The sequence below is a fragment of the Trichocoleus desertorum ATA4-8-CV12 genome, assembly GCA_019358975.1.
GTDB classification, from domain to species: Bacteria; Cyanobacteriota; Cyanobacteriia; order FACHB-46; family FACHB-46; genus Trichocoleus; species Trichocoleus desertorum_A.
In genome coordinates this window covers 13,490-33,706 of the sequence record JAHHIL010000013.1, presented here as the reverse complement: position 1 = coordinate 33,706, position 20,217 = coordinate 13,490, and the positions used below count along the sequence as shown (strand labels likewise).

The following is a 20,217-nucleotide window of genomic DNA, read 5'->3' as shown; positions in this document are numbered from 1 at the left end:
AATTAGTTTTATCTCAGATTGATGGCTTAACTGGATGAATTGCTCTAGAGGTAATTCATCGGCTCTTGCTACTTCTTGCCTTTGGTCGTCCAAACACTAGTAAACATCATCAACATGCCCCCCACGAGGATAGCGATCGCTAGTGTGGCGGCAGATAAATTCATCCAATCGATATTTTCCATGGAAGAAATTTACACAGGATTACAATTAGAAGCTTAATGTAAAAGCCCAGCAAGAGTGCCTTGATTAATTACTCTTGCAGGAACTCTAATCAGAGACTCTATCCATTCCAGCGATCCTGACCTCATTAGCAACAGAATTGCTTCTCAAGCGTCAGAATTAAGGAATCAAGAAACTTAAGAGGCCGCTTCTTGCTCTTGGATGTCAAGCTGACGCAGATGAATGTGTTTGCGGCCTAGAGAAATTTCAAATTCATCCCCTGGGTGGAGATCCATTTGCTTAGTGTAGGCAGAGCCAATGAGTAAATTCCCATTAGACTGAACGCTGATGCGGTAGCTAGCGCTGCGTCCACCCCGACCATTACCATTTTGCTTGCCGTCTAACTCAATTCCCTCTGCATCAATGAGGGCATTCAGAAATTTCATCATGTTGACGCGCTCTACACCACTTTTTGTTTGGGTGTAGTAGCCACATGCTTTCGCTTTATCTTCTTTAGTAAGAGTCTCTAGCTCTTTTACTTTTTTGAGTAGAGCTTCACCTGTCAGAGGTTCAATTTTTTTCTTTTTAGTCATCAACTTGAATCTAAAAGAATTAACAAGAGGAGCAGATTACTTCTTGCTGACTGATGCCAAGACATAAAAATCTAAGCTGCGTATCAGCATGTAAAACCATACTACACTGATAGAGCGGAGTTGTTTACACTATCTATTGATTTTAAGAAGTAATTTTTTTGATTTAGTACTTGTATTTAGTATTTATGAAGTAAGGCTGATGTCTAAATTTAGTAGATAAGTGTTATAAGTGCGGATTGGATCGGTAAAAGGTACAATTTCATGGTTGATTCGGTCGGTCGTAACTGCAACTATTTAATACCTGCAACCAAATTGGTATATGAATTGATAATGCAATGCCTAGTGAATAGTTTAGGAATAGTCTAGGCTGCCTTAGCCAGAAACTTAAAATCATTAAAGCAGAGCTTGCTTCCGACAGAATTAGCGTAAATTACTGCATCTTACTATTAAGGGTGACCTTTTAATTGAAGACCCGTTATCTCTTTTAACAAGGTTTTTGGAGCCATGAAGCTAACAACCCGTGGTCATTACAGCGTCAAAGCTCTGCTAGATCTAAGCTTGCAACCGGGTTACGGTCCTACCTCCGTCAATGCGATCGCCCGTCGCCAAGATTTGCCTGCCCCTTATCTAGAAAAGCTGTTGATTGAAATGCGTCGAGCGGGGTTGGTGAATTCACTCCGAGGGGCTCAAGGAGGCTACCAACTAGCGCGATCGCCTGCCCAAATCTCTCTAGGGCAAATCTTGGAAGCGGTCGGTGAAACGGTTGACCCCTTGCCACGTTACGCCCCAGATGCAGAACAAGCCGAGGATTGGGTGACATTTACCCTCTGGAATCGCTTACATCAAAAGTTGAAAGAGGCGCTATACAGTATTTCCTTAGAAGACCTTTACTATGATGCCCGAAGCTGGCAAGCATCTCAAGGAGAATCGACAAGTTTTGTCGTTTAGCTTGGTTTGAAAAAAAGAAGGAGCCAACCACTTTTTAATTAGGTGTTGACTCCCATATCAGCTCTGTCAGCAAGCTGGGTAAAATTTAATACTAGCTATGCTTAGAAGATGCACGAGCTTGATAGTGCTGCATCAGCAAGGTCTTTACTAAACTGGTTGCCTAAACTGGGTGTGATGGTTGTGAATTTGGCGGCTAACTTCTTCATAAGCTGATCCGTTTACTGGCTCATTGACCTGTTTATTGGCTGCACCGTTGATCTGCCTATTCACGGGTTCATCGGCTGGGTTTTCCTCTGACTCTTCCCCTGGATTGTTGTAAGAGCACTTAACTGTAATTTTCATGCTGCTTTGGGCTTTGCCATTGGCAATGTAGGGCACGCCTGCGTCTGCACTAAAATTGATGCCAAATTCTAGGGTAACTTCGTCAATGTTGCCAGCCCCAAAGTTTTTGAAGGCGTTTAGCGTATAGGCGGTGTAGCTGCGGAGAGTATTCTGCACCATCTGCATTGAGCTACTAGAACTCATAGATTTAGCGGCAGTACCAGGCCATCCCTTTCCTCCCCCTCGTCTCTGTTCTTCTTCGCTGTTTCCGGTGGGTGGAGTGTCAGAAATCGGAGGATTCTCAACATTTTCCTGAGCTTCGATGTAGATGATTGTGCCGTCGTCAGACTGAATAGGAACAAGTTGATGGGAGGACATAGCAATTAAACTTCCTGCGAGAGTAGATGCATCTGTTGATTGTGCCTAAAAAAGCCAGGTACACTCCGATGGGCCACACCCCTTTTTGACCTTATTGGCATGACTTCAGGAGTATCTTTTTTTAGCTCTTTCTTCGCAGCTTTAGAATCATTCACTACACCATCCACGATCGCCCTTTTAGTGTTAGCGATCGCGGCTTTGATTGATTACACCATCGGAGATCCTTGGGGCTGGCCCCATCCAGTGCGAGTCATGGGCTGGGCGATCGCTCGGTACCAACAATTAGTGTTTCGTTACCTCAAGTCAGCCACGGGACAGCGGTTGGCAGGGGTGTGCTTGGGGCTTGGGCTGGTGATTGGCAGCGGCTGCGTTGGTTGGGCGATTGCTACAGGTGCCACCTGGCTCAATTCAGGACTAGGAGTCGCCGTTCAAAGCATTCTATTGGCATCCTGTTTCGCGGGGCGGAGTTTGAGATCTGCGGCTGAAGATGTGTTGCAGCCTTTATCCAGTGGGGATTTAGCACAGGCGCGTACTCGGTTGAGCTTTTATGTAGGACGAGATACGGAGAACTTATCAGAGCTGGAAGTGTTACGAGCTGTATTGGAAACCGTCACGGAAAATGCCACGGATGGGGTGATGGCTCCCTTGTTCTATGCCCTGCTCGGTGCCACATTGCCTGGAGTCGGAGTAGTGCCTTTAGCGATCGCCTATAAAGCTGCCAGCACCTTAGACTCAATGGTGGGCTACAAAGAAGCACCCTACACTCACTTGGGTTGGTTTAGTGCCCAGATGGAAGATCGCTTGACTTGGCTACCCTGCCGCTTGGTCGTGCTGACCCTGGCCTTACTCTCCAGAAAACCAGGCTATGTGTGGCGGATTTGTCGAAGAGACGCGATCGCCGATGCCAGCCCTAACTCTGGTTGGAGTGAGTGTGCCTATGCAGCAATTTTAGGTGTGCAAATGGGAGGCACCAATTGGTATCGCGGCGTTGCCAAGCAAAAACCTTTGCTAGGAGAGCCAATTCACGCAATTACGCCCGAACGAATTCACCAAGCCTTGCAACTCACCCGCATCAGCTTTCTGGTTTGGTTAGGATTAGGAATTCTTAGTCTAAGTCTGTGGTCTGGAATAGTTTTTTCTACAGTCTAGTTGTCCTAAACTTTGCCTAATGCCGCTTAGGGTGTTTCTGACGAATACAGCTCTAGTAAAACTTTATGGCCTCTGAAATCATAGAAATTCTCTCAGCAGAGGAATTGCGTCGGACTTTAACCCGACTGGCCTCTCAAATTGTCGAAAAAGCCAATGATTTGTCTCAGTTAGTGCTGCTAGGAGTTCGTACCAGAGGCGTACCCTTAGCTCACGCATTAGCGCGACAAATCGAGGTTCTAGAGCAGGTAAAAGTGCCAGTGGGAGCTTTGGATATCACGTTTTATCGAGATGATTTAGATGAAATTGGGGTGCGTACTCCCGATAAAACCGATATTCCCTTTGATTTAGCTGGGAAAACAGTGGTCTTAGTAGATGACGTGATCTATAAGGGACGGACGATTCGAGCGGCCCTAAATGCAGTGAATGATTATGGTAGACCTCCAGAAATTTGGCTGGCCGTTTTAGTCGATCGCGGGCATCGAGAGCTGCCGATTCACCCAGATTTCACCGGGAAAAAACTACCCACCGCAAAAGAAGAGAAAGTGAAAGTCTACCTACAAGACTTGGATGGTCGAGATGGGGTAGAGCTGGTGCCTCGCAAGCCTGATAGTTGGGGTGGCTAATGACCTGAATCACTTGATTCCTCCTTAGAGGGAAGTGTATGGAGTGCCGCTATCCAAGGTATTCTGATCAAGACTTCCCTTTTGCTTGCCCCATTGGTCCTTTGTGAACGCGCCCCTTACTTCCTCCACCGAAACCCAATCCCGCAAAGCCGATCACATCCGCATCTGTTTAGATGAAAATGTGCAATGTCATCAGGCGACCAATGGACTAGAGCGCTATCGCTTTACCCATTGCTGTCTGCCAGAGATTGACCGCAGCGAGATTAACCTAACGACTCAATTTCTAGGTAAAACACTGGCGGCTCCCTTGCTGATTTCCTCCATGACAGGCGGCACGGAGCTAGCCAAAACCATTAATTACCGCTTAGCCACCGTCGCACAGCACTACAAAATCGCGATGGGGGTTGGTTCCCAGCGGGTTGCAGTCGAGAACCCAGAAGTTGCGCCGACCTTCAATGTGCGATCGCTCGCCCCCGACATTTTGCTATTCGCTAACCTGGGAGCAGTGCAACTGAACTACAGCTACGGCCTAGATCAATGTTTGCGAGTGATTGATTGGCTAGAAGCCGACGCCCTAATTCTGCACCTGAATCCACTGCAAGAGTGTGTGCAGAGCAAAGGAGATACCAATTTCCGAGGTCTGTTGGCCAAAATTGCGATGCTGTGCGAGAAGTTACCTGTCCCGGTGATTGCCAAAGAAGTGGGCAATGGTATCTCGGCAACAATGGCGCAAAAGCTAATCGAAGCAGGAGTGCAAGTTATTGATGTGGCGGGTGCAGGTGGGACTTCCTGGGCCAAGGTGGAGAGTGAACGGGCTATAGATGCCAAACAACGACGCTTAGGGGCTACGTTTGCCGAATGGGGCTTGCCCACCGCAGAATGCATCACCACCATCCGGGCGATCGCCCCGACCATTCCCCTGATTGCCTCCGGTGGTTTGCGCGATGGCTTAGAAGTGGCTAAAGCGATCGCCCTAGGCGCAGACTTGGCAGGTTTGGCCCAGCCCTTCTTGCAGGCAGCTTGTGAGTCGGAAACCGCTTTAGCAGAACTGGCAGAGGTGCTGATTGCGGAGATCGAAACAGTGCTCTTCTGTACAGGCAACCCCACCATCGAAGCGCTCAGGCGATCGCAAGCTCTGGAATTAAAGTCGTAACTCACCTTTAACCCTGAGTTGGGGCATGCTGAAAGAGCGGCGGCTTCGTGAGAGAGCAATTAGCTAGCGACGGAAGCCCCGCGCTGTACTTGAAAAATCAGCGTCGGGATAGGGAGTCCGGCGATGAGGAGTCTCACCCCGAACGATGCCACAGGCGAGTGGAGTAGGTGAGCGACGAATCGCCAACCTATCGAGCAAATAAAAAGCTTGAAGTCTATTCATGGCAAGGGTTTCAAGGTATAATTTAGATGGTTTAATAACCCACCTGACCGCATCGAACAGACAGGCAAACTTCAAAGTAGAGGTTCGACTCTTGCCGCAGGCAGATCGGTAGTTCAGGGAAGCTGTTTTCTCCAACTGGTCGCCATGGCGTAAATCCAAGAGAAGCAAAAGCAAAAGTTATCAACCTGCGGAAGGCGGGTTGCTGCCTGGGTGGTAGGCAACTATCACGGGAGTCAGTGGGATGTGCTGCGAATGCAGACATGACCAAAACCTCCAGAAGCTGTGTCAGACCAATACTTTGCTTGCAAGGTGGAGGCAGTGGCTGTTGAAACAGGAAGCCCGTGCTGTATTGCTTGCCATCAGCGTCGGGTACTTCACGCACCTAGCTAAAGCTTGACCAGGTTGATTTCTCTTCGAAGAATGATGCTTGCCGAGGCGCTATTCACTTTTGCCAGGAATTCTCTCAATGCGTGACTTTCTCAAATACACCTTCGCTAGTTTGGCAGGACTCATCCTCTTTTGCAGCTTGGGAGTGGGGGGACTCATCTTTTTGTTCATTGCGGCTGCGGCGGTTGACTCTGGCCCTCAGGTGAGAAATAAGTCCGTTCTGACATTTGATTTATCTTTAAATATTACAGATTCTAAGCCTGCCACTAGTACCAGTCAGGCGATTAGTGAAGCGCTCTCGAATGACAGTACTGAGTCCATCTCTTTACAGACCGTCCTGCAAACGATTGATCGAGCGGCTAAAGATGACCGCGTCATCGCTCTTTATTTGTATAGCAATGGCAATTCCAGCACTAGTTCCGGTTTAGCGACTTTGAAGGAAGTGCGGGAAGCACTAGAGCGGTTTCGGGCTAAGGGCAAAAAGATCATTGCCTATGACACAGAGTGGAGTGAGCGAGAGTATTATCTAAGCTCGATCGCGAATACCATAGCGCTCAACCCGTTTGGCTCGATGGAACTGAATGGTTTTAGTTCTCAGCCAACTTTTTACACCGGAGCTTTGCAAAAATATGGCATTGGCGTTCAGGTTACTAGAGTTGGCAAATACAAGTCGGCGGTAGAACCCTTCCTCCTCACCAAGCAAAGCCCTGCTAGCCGTGAACAAACGGCCAAGCTGCTAGGAGACCTCTGGAGCGAGTTTTCCACCACCGTCAGCAAGGACCGCAAACTCAAGCCTCAGCAAATACAAGCGATCGCAGATAGCCAAGGCATTTTACTCGCCGAGGAAGCCTTACAGCGACGCTTAGTCGATAAAGTTGCTTACTTCGACGAAGTAGTAGCTGACCTGAAGCAAATGACAGACAGCGACGAAGACGACCGCTCCTTCCGCCAGATTAGCTTGCCGACCTATGCCAGAACAGTCGAGGACACCAAGAAGGCTTCTGGCAACCAAGTCGCAGTGGTTTATGCCGAAGGCGACATTGTAGAAGGCATTGGTAGCCCTAGCTCAGTCGGAGGCGATCGCTTAGCTAGACAACTGCGAGAACTACGACTCAACGATGATGTCAAAGCGGTGGTGCTACGGGTGAACAGCCCCGGTGGGAGCGTCACTGCCTCCGAAGTGATTCAGCGAGAAGTCGTCTTGATCAAGAAAGCCAAACCCATTGTGGTTTCAATGGGAGATGTGGCCGCTTCCGGTGGCTATTGGATCTCCACCTACGCTGACCAGATTTTTGCCGAACCAAACACGATCACTGGCTCCATTGGCGTGTTTGGCCTCTTGCCCAACGTGCAAAAGCTAGCGAACACCCAAGGAGTGACTTGGGACGTGGTGAAGACCGCCCGCTTTGCCGATAGTGAGACCATTACCCGCCCTAGAACTCCCCAAGAATTAGCTGTGCACCAGCGCGTCGTGGATCGAATCTATGACCGATTTATTACCAAAGTTGCCGAATCTCGCAAACTACCCAAACAAAAAGTAGCAACCCTAGCCCAAGGACGAGTGTGGTCAGGCACATCTGCCAAACAACTCGGCTTAGTCGATGCGATCGGTGGCCTCAATGCTGCCGTCGAAGATGCCGCCAAGCGAGCCAAACTAGGCGATAACTGGAAACTAGAGGAATACCCTAAAACCCGCACCTTCGAAGAACGAATTCTCAAGAAACTGGTAGGTGACCCAACAGCCCAAGCTGGCGAAAAAGCGATTGAAAAAGCCGATCCCTTCACAGCCGAGTTTCTCAAGATGCAACAAGACCTGTCCACCCTAAAAGCCTTCAACGACCCCCTTGGCGTTTATGCCCGTCTACCCATCGACCTCCGCATCGAATAAACCTAAGCCGTAGGATTACCAATCTTCCGACCAGCTATCATCGCTCTGAGCGTTGCCGCCCCCACCCGTTGGAGCCGCAGAATAACCCTGAATAGAGCTGCTCAAACCCCAGAGTAGCTGTACAAAAGCCATACCAACCACACCCAGACCCACACTAAACGCCAGCACAATCCCAAACGGAATCTCCACCGACTTAAACAGCAGAAACTCAAAAGAAACAGGCGCAAAATTCTGCACCGAAATAATGGCGATCGCCACCACCCAGGCAGTGAGGATTAGTGAGGTGAGGAGAGGAACCATGAGGAGGAAGGATGAAAGGAGTGAGGGGTAAGGATGAGGGAGGAAGGATGAAGGATGAAAGGAGTGAGGGGTGAGGAGTGAGAAATCAGGAGCTAGAAATACAGGGTTAGAAAGTTGAACGCCAAGTTGTCAAAGAGAGACCCCAAAGTTACCTCTGGAGGGGGTCTGGGGGACGCAGCCGTCCCTCAGCGGGGGGTTGGGGGCGAGTGCCCCCAAGGCTCGGATTTACACACCCACAGGTTGAATCTGATGAATCACCTGATCCATATGCTGAGCAATTTGGGTTTCCTTCTCAGGAGAATTTGTCTCCATATAAACCCGCATCAACGGCTCAGTTCCAGAGGGACGTAACAACACCCAGCTACCGTCTTCCAGGTAAAGCTTAATGCCATCCTTGCGGCCTACCTCTTTCACCTTAATCCCTGCCACTTCCGACGGTGGATTCTTAGTAAAAGATTCTAATACCGCTTCCTTGTGAGGGTTTTCCAAGTGCAAGTCGAGACGCTTGTTGTAGAGCGGGCCACCTGCCTCTGCGATCACTTCTGTTACCAACTGGCTCAAAGGCTTACCTGCATAAGCGATCGCCTCCGCCACCAGCATGTCTGCCAAAACCCCATCTTTTTCAGGGATATGGTCAATGATGCTGAGACCACCCGACTCCTCACCACCGATCAAGACAGTAGTTTCCCGCATCTTCTGACCGACATACTTAAAGCCGACCGCCGTTTCGTGAATTTCCAAGCCATATTTAGCGGCAAAATTATCTAGCAAATGGGTTGTGGCTACAGTCCGAACAATTGCCCCCCTTTTGCCTTTGTTTTGCACTAAATGGCGAGCCAACAACAGCAGCACCGTGTTAGGCGTCAAGACATTGCCTTGCTCATCCACAATGCCAAAGCGATCGCTATCTCCATCCGTCGCCAAGCCCAGATCCGCGTGATCGCGCTTCACGGCTGCAACCAATTCTTCTAGCTGCTCCCCTTTGGGCTCAGGCATACCCCCACCAAACAGCACATCTCTGTAAGTGTGGAACGCTTCTATTTCACAGCCACAGTGCATCAGCACTTCATCTAAGTAACCCCGTGACGTGGAGTAAAGCGCGTCATACTTAACTTTGAGCTTAGCGCTGCGAATTCGCTCGACATCCAAAAGCGTGTAGATGAACTGTAAATACTCTGGCTTCGGGTCAAAGGTGGAAATGCGATCGCCGTTTTTAGTCGATGCAGGGGCATCACTCGCGCCTTCAATATTGGCGACAATCGTATCTGTAATTTCGGTCGTTGCAGGACCCGCATAGTCAGGAATGTACTTAATCCCACAGTAGGGGGCAGGATTGTGACTCGCCGTGAACATGAGCGCTCCGGCTGAGTTTAGGTGACGAGCGTTATAGGCAATGACAGGCGTTGGGCAGTCCCGGTCCACAACTTTGACAGTCCAACCTAACTCTGCCAACACTTCAGCAGCCGTTTGCGCAAACTGATCTGCTAGGAAGCGAGTGTCATAGCCAATTAAAACGGGTCGATCCTGAGAATAAGCGGTTTTGAGATAGCTGGCGATCGCGCGTGTTACCCGCCGCACATTAGCAAAGGTAAAGTCGTCAGCAATGATCCCTCGCCATCCATCCGTACCAAACTTAATCGCTTTCGAATTGCTGCCTGCACTCATAGTTGCCACTTTGCTTAATTCACCCTCAATAGTACAAGAACCTTTCGGTTCAGGGTGTAGCAATCTGCGCTAGCGCCACCTGCCGCTATGGACATAAATAACTTGCGCTTGGGAGATTTTATGTAAGTAGAGCGAGGTGATGTTGCTATAATTTATACCTTAAGGAAGGTGACTTTTTCTCATAAATAGTGCTTGTAAGGGCTGATTTCTGACTGTAGAGTGAATTGAGACCCCAGTTAACCTTAACTAAATTGAAGATTCTCAACAGCCTGTTTTACTTTTCAGCAAAAATACAGGATACTTGATGTCCAATAGAGTATTTCTCAGAAAAATCGTAAATATCTGCGTATTTCCTCACGGAACTGCTAGTGCTGGATTACTCAGCCACCGATTTAGATAATCAAGTTTTGATTTCTAGCTTCAAAAACCCTGTTGATAATTGTGGATTTGGTAATGACTCATTCCCTGGCATCTACTGCGGCTAAAGAGCAACCGTCTATGGCATTGCCATCTCAGCTGCAACGGATTGCAGCACCAAGTCCAGGTTCTAGGGGAGCAGTGCCAGAATCTAAAATTCATTCCTTGGCAGCGATTTGGGCCAGGAAATACGTCGTTGCTGTCAGTTCTAAGGAAACGACAGAGCAACTAAAAACGAGTGACAACCTGGCGACGATCAATTCTAAAGAGGGGCGAACTCTCACTGCCAGCAAACTACTGAAGCAGTTGACCTTAGCCAGTGCTCAGGCTTGGTCCACCACAGAAACGCTGCTCTCAGAAGAAATGGAGCGACACGATATTGACCCCAGCTTGATCGACCCCTGGCAAATCGCAGCAGATTCTCACAACCTCTTCAAGAAATCATTAGATGCCTACGCTGAGCGGATTACCCCTCGGCGGTTGTCAGTTGTCGTCGGAAATGACTTTGGCCGAGTGCGTCGCAAATATACGGCTCAAGACCCACGCGCCATCGGTTTTGTCAGCATGCAGTTTCACTACACTGGCAAAATGTTGCTAGAAAAGCTGCCGCCTACAGAGCGATCGCTGTTAGAGCCTTACTTCAAAGTCATGGATGACCACATGTACATGCCCTTACGAGACGCTTATAAAGCAGCCGCAGAGCATGACCTTGACTCCCCCGTCTTAGAAGCAGTGCAAGCTCTCTTGCCTGTGAGTACCAAAATTGCTCATGCGGTTTGCAGCCAAGTCGGGCGATCGAATCCGGGTTATGAGAGCTATAGCGGCTTGCTAAACTCAGCCTCCGTTCGAGTTTCCAGCATCCGCGATGTAGAAATGTTCCAGGTTTACCTTTGCCTGTGTATTTTGGAAGACAGTATTCGTTCGGTGCAGCAAGAACTCTTCCCGCTTTGTGTCATGCTCTACCCCCGTTTGAACGTGAGCTGGAAGCTGGTGCAAGACATGCTGCAAACGTTGGGCTGGGAAATGCACGATCGCCTAGCCCCAGACCAACTAGCCCTATTTCTACCTTATCTGCGCACCTTAACTGAGATGTTCTCAGTTGAAGTATTTCAGAATTAAGGTTTGAGGCAGATCTGAGTTGGGCAAGGTGAAGGATAGATGCCAGCAAACCCAGCTTCCGTTCGGTAATTTAATATTCCAAGAACAACATATCAAAAGGTTCTGGCTGACCACTGGTAGGCGCGGGAAGAGGCCGTGCTTCTGGAATTGTCTTTGACCGTAGCTGCTGCAAAGTTGTTTCCAGCGCCGCAATTTCTTGATCCAGTTGTGTCATCCGCTGATTGATTTGCTGGCTACGCTGTTCAATTTTTTGCCGTTCCTGTTCCAGTCGTCTGCGCTCTACTACCAGCTTATAGACATCTAGATATACCGTCGCTTCTGTTTGCTGACGCGGCATTGTGCTGATCTTAGGGGTGATGATATTGGGGCGGCTAGGTCTTTGTGGCATCTTCGAACTCCCTAGTGAACTCTCTGGCATTTTGCTGCTTAGTGTTCCCAAACCTCGGGGTTTGCTTGGTACTCCAGCCCATGTTCTAGCCATTACCGCGCATTCCGGCGGGCTTGTTGCCACAATAAAGATTGAAGCTTATGTAGTTTTGTCAGTCGTTCTCTAGAAATTCCATGATGCCCCCCGCTTCTAATACCTCAGCCGTGACCCGCACTGATCTCATTGCCTTGACCTGGAACTGGCAGGGATTTCCGATTTCCTACCATACCCAAGGCGATCGCGGTCCTGCCGTGGTTCTGGTACATGGCTTCGGTGCCTCCTGGGGACACTGGCGCAAGAATATTCCCGCTCTAGCCACCACCTGCCGAGTTTACGCCCTAGACCTAATTGGGTTTGGCGGTTCAGCTAAACCGAAACCCGGTTCGTTGCAGCCCGGTGAGCAAATTGAGTACACGATGGAAACTTGGGGGCAACAAGTTGCGGATTTCTGCCAAGAGGTCGTGGGTGAACCTGCTTTCTTAGTAGGGAATTCGATTGGTTGTATTGTGGCGATGCAAGCAGCGGTGGATCGACCAGCGATCGCCTTGGGGGTAGCTTTACTCAACTGTTCCTTACGTCTGCTGCACGATCGCAAGCGGTTGGGATTGCCTTGGCATCGTCGAGTGGGTGCCCCGGTGCTACAGCGTCTACTTGGCGTGAGCTGGATTGGACAGTTCTTTTTTAGCCGCTTAGCCCAACGAAAAGTGGTGCGGAAAATTTTGTTGCAGGCGTATCGAGATCCCGCAGCAGTTTCGGATGAACTAGTGGATTTATTGATGGCTCCTACCGTGGATACGGGAGCGGCGGCAGTCTTCCTGGCCTTTACTCGCTACTCCCAAGGGCCATTGCCAGAAGATTTGCTCCCTGTCCTACCTTGCCCTGCCATTATTCTCTGGGGTGCCGAAGATCCTTGGGAGCCGATCGCTTTGGGGCAGGAGTTTGCCAAGTTTCCTCAGGTAGAGCAGTTTATCCCCCTCGAAGGGTTGGGACACTGCCCGCAAGATGAAGCCCCGGAGCGAGTGAATCTAATCTTGCAGGAGTGGATTTTGGCAAAAGCGGCGACTCACTCAGCAGAAGCTGTTTCTTAGCGGCTGTTTTGGCGGAGCCAGTCTTTGCCAATTTGAATGGTGACATCCGATTGGATAGCCCCTGTACTCTCAATTCGGACTTCCCCCACGCCTAAGACTTGTCGTAAGGCTTCAGCGCTTTCTGCATCTCCTTGTTGGGCCACAATCCGAGTCACATTCAAAGGCTCACTCCAAGGGTTATTGACTGAAACATTGGAGTAGCCTGCCTCGGTGAGCGTATTCATCAGTCCTTCTGTAGCGGCAGACTCACGGGTGCTGTCTTGAATGGCCACGCGGAGATAAGCCGGATTCGTGGGTAGAGCGCTGCCTCCACCGAGATTAAAGTGCTGCGCCATGATGGATTGAATGCGATCGTGGTCAGGAATCCAATAACTCGCTTGGTATTCACTCGGAGCGCTAAAGTCGCCAGGAACCATCAACATTTGCACATTGGAGCGGTTTGTCTGCGTGGCAAATCCGACCAAAGCCATGAGTTCTTCGACGCTCAGATTGGTGTCGAGATGCGATTGAATCACAGACAGAATTTTGGGAACACGAGCCAGGGTGGTAGGGTTGAGAGCTTGCTCCATCAAGGCCCGCATCAGCATTTGCTGGCGTTGAATACGGCCAATATCGCCATTCTCGTCGTAGCGGAACCGCAGAAATTGCAGAGCCTGGTTGCCATTTAAGTGATGTTTGCCAGCTTTAAGATTGATGTAGAGGTGCTGGCTGTCATCTTGGTACTTCATGTCATTGGGGACGTAGACGGTGACCCCACCCAAAGCATCGATCAGTTTTTCAATGCCTTGAACGTTGACGCGGACATAGCGATCGATGCCCACCCCGTCTAATAGCTCACTAGTCGCTTTAGCGCTGAGGGCAGGACCCCCGTAGTAGTTCGCTTCATTAATTTTCGTCACCCCGTAGCCTTCTACATAGGTGCGGGTGTCACGGGGAATGGATAAGACTGCCAGCTTCTTGGTATCTGGGTCAAACCGAATCAACAGCATGGTGTCGGTTAGACCTTCAAAAGAGTTGAGGGTCGCGTGGTAACCCAAGTCACGGGCGTTAGCAGGCGGGTTTGCTACATCCGTCGAGAGCACCTTGGCACCTAACAGCAGGATGCTAACGGGACGTGTGAGTTGGGGTAAGCGGAAGTTAGGATTGCTGGAAATGCTTTCGCCTCGACCAAACACCGCCGCTTCTTCTGGGCTGAGCTTACTCTGCATTAAAGGTGTGGTTGCCAGAGACACAGCCAGCAAAGCTCCAGCCGTTGCCGATAACATCGCAACCCCAGTCAGGCTAAACAATAGCCAAATTAGACGAGTGTTACTGGATTTCTTGGGTTTCTTGGGCACGGGCTGAGCAGAACGTTTCGGCAGCGATCGCTGGTAAGGAATCTTTTGGGTTGACACTGGCTTCCTCAACACACACTAAGGCAAAGATATCTGAAGCTACTGGAGTTACTGAGAAACCTCTGCACCCGATTCGTTCCCACCTGGCTGGTACCAAGATTAGGCCAGCCCATCTAGAGGTGGCAGGCCAAGGGTTTCCTAGCCTCTGTCCAGTTCACAGCAGCATGTTAACAGTATTCTCTGGATTCTGTGCCAAAACTGGACATCTGATGCTTCCTCTTCAGATCTAGCAAAGAGAATTCCCCTTTGCCTCCAAACGTAAGAGAGATTTGCAGCGCTGGAGATAGATTCTTACCTACGGTAGGCGATCGCTCAGATGACTGACTCCAGGTAAACGCAATGGTTTACGCTGCCACAAACGCACCATCAACCAGATATTGACCAAAAAATAGCCAGAGGTGAGCAAGCTGCTCATCAATAGCAAGGGGAGAGTGAGAGATTCTGAAGTTTGAGCTCCAGTGCCTAATAAGATATACCCAAATAGCCATCCTAGAGCGAGGGTTACGACCAATCGGCTGAGCGCTTTTCTGGGGCGACCCCCTTCATTTCGGTACAGCGTCCAGATGGCAGGGAAAAAACCAACCACTGGGATCAGATAGAAAAATATCTGTAATCGTTTCAGGTCTGGGTTTTCTAGGGGGTCAATGTCTTTCATGCTTACCAACCCCAAGTCCCTGATGCGCCCTTGAAAGGCCCCGCAATATCGGAGGTGATCCAACCGCCGTAAAAGTTTCCTGGTTGGGGCTGAACTGGCTCACCATTGACGTAGCAAGCTTCCATCAAGTGGGGGTAAAACGCCACATAGTCCTTAATTGACTCAAAAGCAGGGGTGGGGTCGGGGTAAAACCAAGCAGCATTTGGAGCTTGGCGATCGCCTACTGCCACGGTGTAGTAGCCTGCTCGCCCTTTCCATTCGCACCAGGAAGTTTGGGCCAAGGGGATGAGATAGTCGGAGTGAATATCAGTGGGTGGCAGGTAATAAACAGGGGGATGGCTGGTTTCTAGGACTCGCTTGGCTTGATGGGTATCTGCAATGATGACTCCGTTAAAGACCACCTGGATATGTTTGGGTGAGTCTTCTAAGCGGGGGGGGCGAGGGTAGTCCCAGACTGATTCTTGTCCTGGGCCAGGGATAAGGCGCTCACGGTTCACTAATAATCATCTCCTCAGAAAGACAACCTGCGCTAGCAAAATTCATACAGGCCGAGGCAATCTTTTCTCTTAGGCTAACAATCTCTTAGGCTAACAATCTCCTAGGCTAACAACAGTGGAAAAATTCCACTGGCTAACTCAGTTCCCACCTGAAGATGGGGAATACTGCCTACCATAGCTACTCTTCCAATTTTTCCAGTTGCATTCATGAGTTCTCTGCAAGGCATCTACTGCAAGCCCCGTCAATTCTACTTCTGCTCCTAAGAGGTTTTAACAGATGCTGAGCGAACTTCTTTTCAGCGTTAACCTTTTGCTAGTAGGTTGCAACTTTGGCCTTGCCTTGCTATTAGTCCGCAAGGTGAAACACATGTCGCGTTTCTCTACAGATATACCCTGGTCTGCCCCACCGCAGGGGATCTTGGCAACTGAATTAGGACAGCAAACGGCTGAGCTAGAGGCACGAATTGCCGCCCAAGCTGCTGAGTTGGCTCAACTCACCCAGCAACTTGAAGTGGAACGCAGCGATCGCGATCGCCGTGCCGAAACCGCTTTACAACTAGATCAAGAGCAACTGCACTACTTACTTTCGTGTGGCCCAGCAGCGCTTTATAGCTGCAAGGCAAGTGATTTTCAGATGACTTTTATTAGTCAAAACAGCCTCTTGGTGATGGGTTATGCAGCTGAGGAATTTCTCAGAGATGAGAGATTGTGGCACCGTCATGTGCACCCGGAAGAGATGGCTTGGATTGAAGCAAACACTGCTAAAATCTTGGGCCAAGATCACGGAGTTTATGAATACCGCTTTTTAAGCCCAGATGGGACTTATCGTTGGCTACGCGATGAATTCCAGGTGGTACGGGATGATACTGGAACTCCTCTAAAAATGATTGGTTACTGCTCCAACATCACAAACCAGAGGCAAGCAGAAGCCGCGATCGCCAAACGAGAACAGTATTTAGCCGCTTTGGTCGAAGTTCAGCAGCAACTATTGGTTTGTAGTGGCGGTTGGCATGACTACACTCAAATTCTGCAAATCTTGGGCCAGGTTTCAGGAGCCAGCCGAGTTTATATTTTTGAAAATCACTACGCCAATGGTTATGCAGAGGGCACCCAACTATTGATGAGTCAGCGAGCTGAGTGGTGTGCCGCCGGAATTCAACCAGAAATTGATAATCCAGATTTACAAAATCTTTCCTACGCAGACTTTTTTCCTCGGTGGGCGCAGAGGTTAGCACAAGGCGAGATTGTAGCTGGCATCGTGGCCGATTTTCCTGAGTCTGAACAAGTGATTCTGGAGCCTCAAGGGATTTTGTCAATTCTGGTTTTGCCCTTTATCGCCAATACTCGATTTTGTGGCTTCATCGGCTTTGACAACTGTGTCGAAGCGCGAGCCTGGGAAACCTCAGAGATTGATTTGTTGCGGGCTGCCGCCGCCGCGATCGCTCTCGCCCAAGAACGCTATCAAGCAGAGATGGGTTTGCAACAGCAGTTTCAGCGCACTTTGTTGCTGAAGAAAATTACAGAAGAAATCCGCCAAAGTCTGGATGCGTCGCAGATTTTTCAGACAGCAGTGACCCAAATTGGTCAAGCTTTTGGGGTGAATCGTTGCGTCATTCGTACCTATTCGACCGCGCCAACTCCTTGCATTAGCTTGGTGGCCCAATATGCTCAACCGAGCTTTGACTTGATCAACCAGGCTGAGGTGATGGACATTCCGGCAGTGAATAATGCTCTGGTCTCAAACATTTTGGTCACAGATCGAGCGATCGCCTATACCAATGTCTATGCCGACCCGTTGTTAGAACCCTATCACCTCATCTTTGATGCCCTAGACCTTAAATCTTTATTGACGGTTCGTACTTCCTACCAAGGAGAACCGAATGGCGTGATCAGCTTGTATCAATGCGACCGATTTCGCACCTGGACTCCTGACGAGTTGGAACTCCTAGAATCAGTGGCAGTTCAAGTGGGCATTGCCCTAGCTCAAGCTCACCTATTGGAGCAAGAACAGCATCAACGCCAAAAGTTGACTGAGCAGAACGAAGCCCTAGAACAGGCAAAGCGAACTGCTGAAAGTGCGAACCAAACCAAGAGCGAGTTTTTAGCAACCGTCAGTCACGAAATCCGTACGCCGATGAATGCAGTAATCGGCATGACTGGGCTTTTGCTCGATACAGGGCTGAGCAATCAACAGCGAGATTTTGTAGAGACAATTCGCAATAGCGGAGAAACGCTCTTAACCATCATCAATGACATTTTAGACTTCTCCAAAATCGAATCTGGCAAGCTAGAGCTAGAGCAACAACCCTTTCATCTTGGTACCTGCATTGAGGGGGTGTTGGATTTGCTGTCCCCGAAAGCCGCAGAAAAAGGGCTACAAGTGGCTTATGTGATGGAGCCACAGGTTCCTGCCGAAATTGTCGGTGATGTCACTCGGTTGCGGCAGATTCTGGTGAATTTGCTCGGCAATGCCATTAAATTCACGCTAGCAGGAGAAGTGGTCATTTCTGTGACGGCTCGCAAGTTATCCACCACCCATCCCGCTCAAAGTTCTACGACACCGAAATATGTGATTCGGATCGCAGTAAAGGATACGGGGATTGGGATTCCGGGCGATCGCCTGCACCGTCTGTTTCATCCCTTTAGCCAAATTGATGCCTCTACGAGTCGCCAGTATGGGGGCACGGGGTTAGGACTCGCCATCAGCCAACGTTTAAGCGAGATGATGGGAGGTCGCATTTGGGTGGAAAGCGAAATGGGGGTAGGCTCTACCTTCTATTTCTCAATTTTGGCTGAGTCATCTGCGACCACTCAAGAAAATGGCTTCCCCATGCGATCGCCCCAGTTTGCTGGGAAACGCCTGCTGATCGTAGAAAGCAACGCCACCAATCGCCAAATCTTGGTGCAGCAAGCCCAAATGTGGGGAGTCACAGCTCAAGCTGTCAGCACCAGCCAAGACGCTCTCCATCAGCTCCAACTAGGTTCCGCCTTCGATTTAGTGATGCTTGATCCACAAATTTCTGGCTGCAATGGTCTGACGCTCGCAGCCATGATTCGCCAACAACCGCACTGCCAAGCCTTGCCTCTGATTGTATTGAGCACTGTGGGCCAGCCGGAGGTGCAGACTCAACTGCAAAATATTAATGTTGCTGCATTTCTGCCTAAACCGATTAAGCAGTCGCAGTTCTACGAACTATTGATGCAGATCTGGGGCACCGATCCGGGCTTGGCTTTAGCACCACTGCGAGTTGCTGCGGCTAAAGCGGAAATACCTTGGCTGGCAGCCCAGCATCCGTTGCGAGTTCTGTTGGCAGAAGACAATGTGGTGAATCAAAAAGTCGCCCTGCATCTGCTCCAACGCATGGGGTATCGAGCGGATGTGGCAGGCAATGGGTTGGAAGTACTAGCGGCCTTAGATCGCCAAACTTACGACCTGATCCTGATGGACATGCAGATGCCCGAAATGGATGGTTTGGCAGCGACCCAACAGATTTGCCGGGAACGGTCTGCGACTGAACGCCCTCACATTGTGGCGATGACTGCCAACGCCATGCAGGGAGATCGAGAAGTTTGTCTGCGAGCTGGCATGGATGACTATATCAGCAAGCCGATTCGCGTTGAAGAACTCATACGGGTGTTGCGGGAATGCCCAGTAAGAGCGGCGCAGGGCTGGCCTGGAGCTGGTGTAGCATCCTTAGAAAATGTCATTGATTTAGAGTCATTACAATCTCTGAAGCAGATGAATACAGGTCAATCTGCCAATATGCTGCAAGAAACAATTGATAGTTATTTGGTGGAAGCTTCTGAGTTAGTACGAGCGATCGCGCTAGCCGTCGCCAATCGAGATGCAGCCCCTCTTCACCAAGCGGCTCGGACCTTGAAATCTATCAGTACTATCGTGGGGGCCATGTCTTTAGCTGAGCTTTGCCAAGAGCTAGAAGCCATTGGCTGTCGGGAAACGTTGGAAGAAGCGGTGGTTTTGCTGCCACGCTTAGACCTGGAATATCGCCAGGTCAGAACAGTCTTACAACAATTCAGAGACTGTTGATACATTCGGCATGATCATAGGCTGGGCTATTAACTTTGGTGCTGACGGGATAAGCAGTCATCGCCTCCGCTGGATAAGACTGAAGTAAGGGTTGCAACGGCTCTGGCTGGCGTACAGCGGGATCGAGCCACAAGTCGTAGCTGCTAGGTGCCAAAATCACTGGCATGCGATCGTGAATTGTGCTGAGTAATTCATTGGCTTGGGTCGTCAGAATCGTGCAGGAATCAATGCTGTCACCCTCTGGGCTTTGCCAATGCTCCCACAGCCCTGCGAAGGCGAACGGTTGCTGATCTTGGAGTCGAAAGTAAAAGGGTTGCTTTTTACCCTCCAGACGCTGCCATTCGTAGAACCCATCGGCCACAATCAGACAACGCCTTTGCCGAAAGGCAGACCTGAAGGCAGGTTTCTCCGCCACGGTTTCGGCGCGAGCATTAATCATCCGCGCTCCCATACTCATGTCTTTAGCCCAACTAGGAATCAAGCCCCAACGGAGCTGTCGCATTTGCCGCTCTGTCTGGTCGGGTGTCTGTTTGGAGGCTGGCTCCGTGGTCGCAAGAACCGCCGTGACTGGTTGAGTCGGAGCGATATTGTACCGGGGTGGCAAGTCGGGGACTGCCGATAGGTGAAAGGTAGCCGCAAGGGTTGTGGCAGATTGGCTCTGAGTAAATCGTCCACACATGTCTAAATTCTTTGCCTCTCAAACCTGGGATAGCTTTTTTTAGCAATTAATTCTCTTACATTGAATGTAGAGCCAGGTCGCAGGAGGCTAGCTCTGTCTAGCGAAGA

The 20,217-nt window shown here is 49.8% G+C and carries 18 protein-coding genes; 8 read left to right on the top strand and 10 right to left on the bottom strand.

The features are described 5' to 3' along the window. Positions 1-356: 356 nt before the first annotated feature. Positions 357-752, bottom strand: coding sequence for an AbrB family transcriptional regulator (locus tag KME12_12130; protein ID MBW4488528.1), 396 nt, complete (start codon positions 750-752; stop codon positions 357-359). Positions 753-1,256: 504 nt separating this feature from the next. Between KME12_12130 and KME12_12125 the strand changes: the two genes are divergently transcribed. After that, positions 1,257-1,700, top strand: coding sequence for an RrF2 family transcriptional regulator (locus tag KME12_12125; GenBank protein MBW4488527.1), 444 nt, complete (start codon positions 1,257-1,259; stop codon positions 1,698-1,700). A 147-nt stretch (positions 1,701-1,847) separates the two neighbouring features. Here the strand turns inward: KME12_12125 and KME12_12120 are convergent, their stop codons facing one another. Next, positions 1,848-2,399: a hypothetical protein gene (locus KME12_12120; GenBank protein ID MBW4488526.1), complete on the bottom strand. Its 552-nt coding sequence runs from the start codon at positions 2,397-2,399 to the stop codon at positions 1,848-1,850. 99 nt (positions 2,400-2,498) lie between these two features. Here KME12_12120 and cbiB point away from each other — a divergent pair, with 99 nt between their 5' ends. The 3 genes from cbiB (at position 2,499) to fni (ending at position 5,324) form a co-directional block, all read left to right on the top strand. Beyond that, positions 2,499-3,548: an adenosylcobinamide-phosphate synthase CbiB gene (gene cbiB / locus KME12_12115; GenBank protein ID MBW4488525.1), complete on the top strand. Its 1,050-nt coding sequence runs from the start codon at positions 2,499-2,501 to the stop codon at positions 3,546-3,548. A 65-nt stretch (positions 3,549-3,613) separates the two neighbouring features. Continuing rightward, complete coding sequence (pyrR, locus tag KME12_12110) at positions 3,614-4,171, top strand: bifunctional pyr operon transcriptional regulator/uracil phosphoribosyltransferase PyrR (protein MBW4488524.1); 558 nt, start codon at positions 3,614-3,616, stop codon at positions 4,169-4,171. A 103-nt stretch (positions 4,172-4,274) separates the two neighbouring features. After that, positions 4,275-5,324, top strand: a complete 1,050-nt coding sequence (fni, locus tag KME12_12105; protein ID MBW4488523.1) for a type 2 isopentenyl-diphosphate Delta-isomerase — start codon at positions 4,275-4,277, stop codon at positions 5,322-5,324. Positions 5,325-5,387: 63 nt separating this feature from the next. Here fni and KME12_12100 read toward each other — a convergent pair whose 3' ends face one another. Then, positions 5,388-5,546 (bottom strand): hypothetical protein, encoded by a 159-nt coding sequence (locus KME12_12100; protein MBW4488522.1) that lies wholly within the window; start codon positions 5,544-5,546, stop codon positions 5,388-5,390. A 466-nt stretch (positions 5,547-6,012) separates the two neighbouring features. On the opposite strand from KME12_12100, the gene sppA reads away from it, so the two are divergent. After that, the gene (sppA, locus tag KME12_12095; protein ID MBW4488521.1) at positions 6,013-7,821 is read left to right on the top strand and encodes a signal peptide peptidase SppA; all 1,809 of its coding nucleotides are present in this window, start codon (positions 6,013-6,015) and stop codon (positions 7,819-7,821) included. A 15-nt stretch (positions 7,822-7,836) separates the two neighbouring features. On the opposite strand, the gene KME12_12090 is transcribed toward sppA, so the two are convergent. Next, a complete protein-coding gene (locus KME12_12090) occupies positions 7,837-8,121 on the bottom strand; it encodes a LapA family protein (GenBank protein ID MBW4488520.1) in 285 nt (94 codons plus the stop codon). Between the two features lie 225 nt (positions 8,122-8,346). Continuing rightward, on the bottom strand, positions 8,347-9,786 hold the full coding sequence (locus KME12_12085; GenBank protein MBW4488519.1) for a phosphoglucomutase/phosphomannomutase family protein: 1,440 nt from the start codon (positions 9,784-9,786) through the stop codon (positions 8,347-8,349). Between the two features lie 558 nt (positions 9,787-10,344). Between KME12_12085 and KME12_12080 the strand changes: the two genes are divergently transcribed. After that, positions 10,345-11,322, top strand: a complete 978-nt coding sequence (locus KME12_12080) for a hypothetical protein (GenBank protein ID MBW4488518.1) — start codon at positions 10,345-10,347, stop codon at positions 11,320-11,322. 70 nt (positions 11,323-11,392) lie between these two features. Here KME12_12080 and KME12_12075 read toward each other — a convergent pair whose 3' ends face one another. Then, the gene (locus tag KME12_12075) at positions 11,393-11,710 is read right to left on the bottom strand and encodes a DUF3287 domain-containing protein (protein ID MBW4488517.1); all 318 of its coding nucleotides are present in this window, start codon (positions 11,708-11,710) and stop codon (positions 11,393-11,395) included. Between the two features lie 176 nt (positions 11,711-11,886). Between KME12_12075 and KME12_12070 the strand changes: the two genes are divergently transcribed. After that, entirely contained in the window at positions 11,887-12,837 is a 951-nt protein-coding gene (locus tag KME12_12070) for an alpha/beta fold hydrolase (GenBank protein MBW4488516.1), read from the top strand. Here the strand turns inward: KME12_12070 and KME12_12065 are convergent. The 3 genes from KME12_12065 to KME12_12055 form a co-directional block, all read right to left on the bottom strand. Further along, complete coding sequence (locus tag KME12_12065) at positions 12,834-14,102, bottom strand: LCP family protein (protein MBW4488515.1); 1,269 nt, start codon at positions 14,100-14,102, stop codon at positions 12,834-12,836. The two genes, KME12_12070 and KME12_12065, sit on opposite strands and share 4 nt — an antisense overlap. 424 nt (positions 14,103-14,526) lie before the next feature. Continuing rightward, a complete protein-coding gene (locus KME12_12060; protein MBW4488514.1) occupies positions 14,527-14,886 on the bottom strand; it encodes a hypothetical protein in 360 nt (119 codons plus the stop codon). Positions 14,887-14,888: 2 nt separating this feature from the next. Next, positions 14,889-15,383 (bottom strand): DUF427 domain-containing protein, encoded by a 495-nt coding sequence (locus KME12_12055; protein MBW4488513.1) that lies wholly within the window; start codon positions 15,381-15,383, stop codon positions 14,889-14,891. 367 nt (positions 15,384-15,750) lie between these two features. Here KME12_12055 and KME12_12050 point away from each other — a divergent pair, with 367 nt between their 5' ends. Then, a complete protein-coding gene (locus KME12_12050) occupies positions 15,751-19,431 on the top strand; it encodes a response regulator (GenBank protein MBW4488512.1) in 3,681 nt (1,226 codons plus the stop codon). Here the strand turns inward: KME12_12050 and KME12_12045 are convergent. Next, a complete protein-coding gene (locus tag KME12_12045) occupies positions 19,418-20,110 on the bottom strand; it encodes an SOS response-associated peptidase (protein MBW4488511.1) in 693 nt (230 codons plus the stop codon). The two genes, KME12_12050 and KME12_12045, sit on opposite strands and share 14 nt — an antisense overlap. Between the last annotated feature and the right edge of the window lie 107 nt (positions 20,111-20,217).

Coding starts and splice junctions, on each gene's coding strand:
- KME12_12130 (MBW4488528.1), bottom strand. CDS start 752: ATGACTAAAAAGAAAAAAATTGAACCTCTGACAGGTGAAGCTCTACTC.
- KME12_12125 (MBW4488527.1), top strand. CDS start 1,257: ATGAAGCTAACAACCCGTGGTCATTACAGCGTCAAAGCTCTGCTAGAT.
- KME12_12120 (MBW4488526.1), bottom strand. CDS start 2,399: ATGTCCTCCCATCAACTTGTTCCTATTCAGTCTGACGACGGCACAATC.
- cbiB (MBW4488525.1), top strand. CDS start 2,499: ATGACTTCAGGAGTATCTTTTTTTAGCTCTTTCTTCGCAGCTTTAGAA.
- pyrR (MBW4488524.1), top strand. CDS start 3,614: ATGGCCTCTGAAATCATAGAAATTCTCTCAGCAGAGGAATTGCGTCGG.
- KME12_12100 (MBW4488522.1), bottom strand. CDS start 5,546: ATGAATAGACTTCAAGCTTTTTATTTGCTCGATAGGTTGGCGATTCGT.
- sppA (MBW4488521.1), top strand. CDS start 6,013: ATGCGTGACTTTCTCAAATACACCTTCGCTAGTTTGGCAGGACTCATC.
- KME12_12090 (MBW4488520.1), bottom strand. CDS start 8,121: ATGGTTCCTCTCCTCACCTCACTAATCCTCACTGCCTGGGTGGTGGCG.
- KME12_12085 (MBW4488519.1), bottom strand. CDS start 9,786: ATGAGTGCAGGCAGCAATTCGAAAGCGATTAAGTTTGGTACGGATGGA.
- KME12_12075 (MBW4488517.1), bottom strand. CDS start 11,710: ATGCCACAAAGACCTAGCCGCCCCAATATCATCACCCCTAAGATCAGC.
- KME12_12070 (MBW4488516.1), top strand. CDS start 11,887: ATGCCCCCCGCTTCTAATACCTCAGCCGTGACCCGCACTGATCTCATT.
- KME12_12065 (MBW4488515.1), bottom strand. CDS start 14,102: ATGTTATCGGCAACGGCTGGAGCTTTGCTGGCTGTGTCTCTGGCAACC.
- KME12_12060 (MBW4488514.1), bottom strand. CDS start 14,886: ATGAAAGACATTGACCCCCTAGAAAACCCAGACCTGAAACGATTACAG.
- KME12_12050 (MBW4488512.1), top strand. CDS start 15,751: ATGTCGCGTTTCTCTACAGATATACCCTGGTCTGCCCCACCGCAGGGG.
- KME12_12045 (MBW4488511.1), bottom strand. CDS start 20,110: ATGTGTGGACGATTTACTCAGAGCCAATCTGCCACAACCCTTGCGGCT.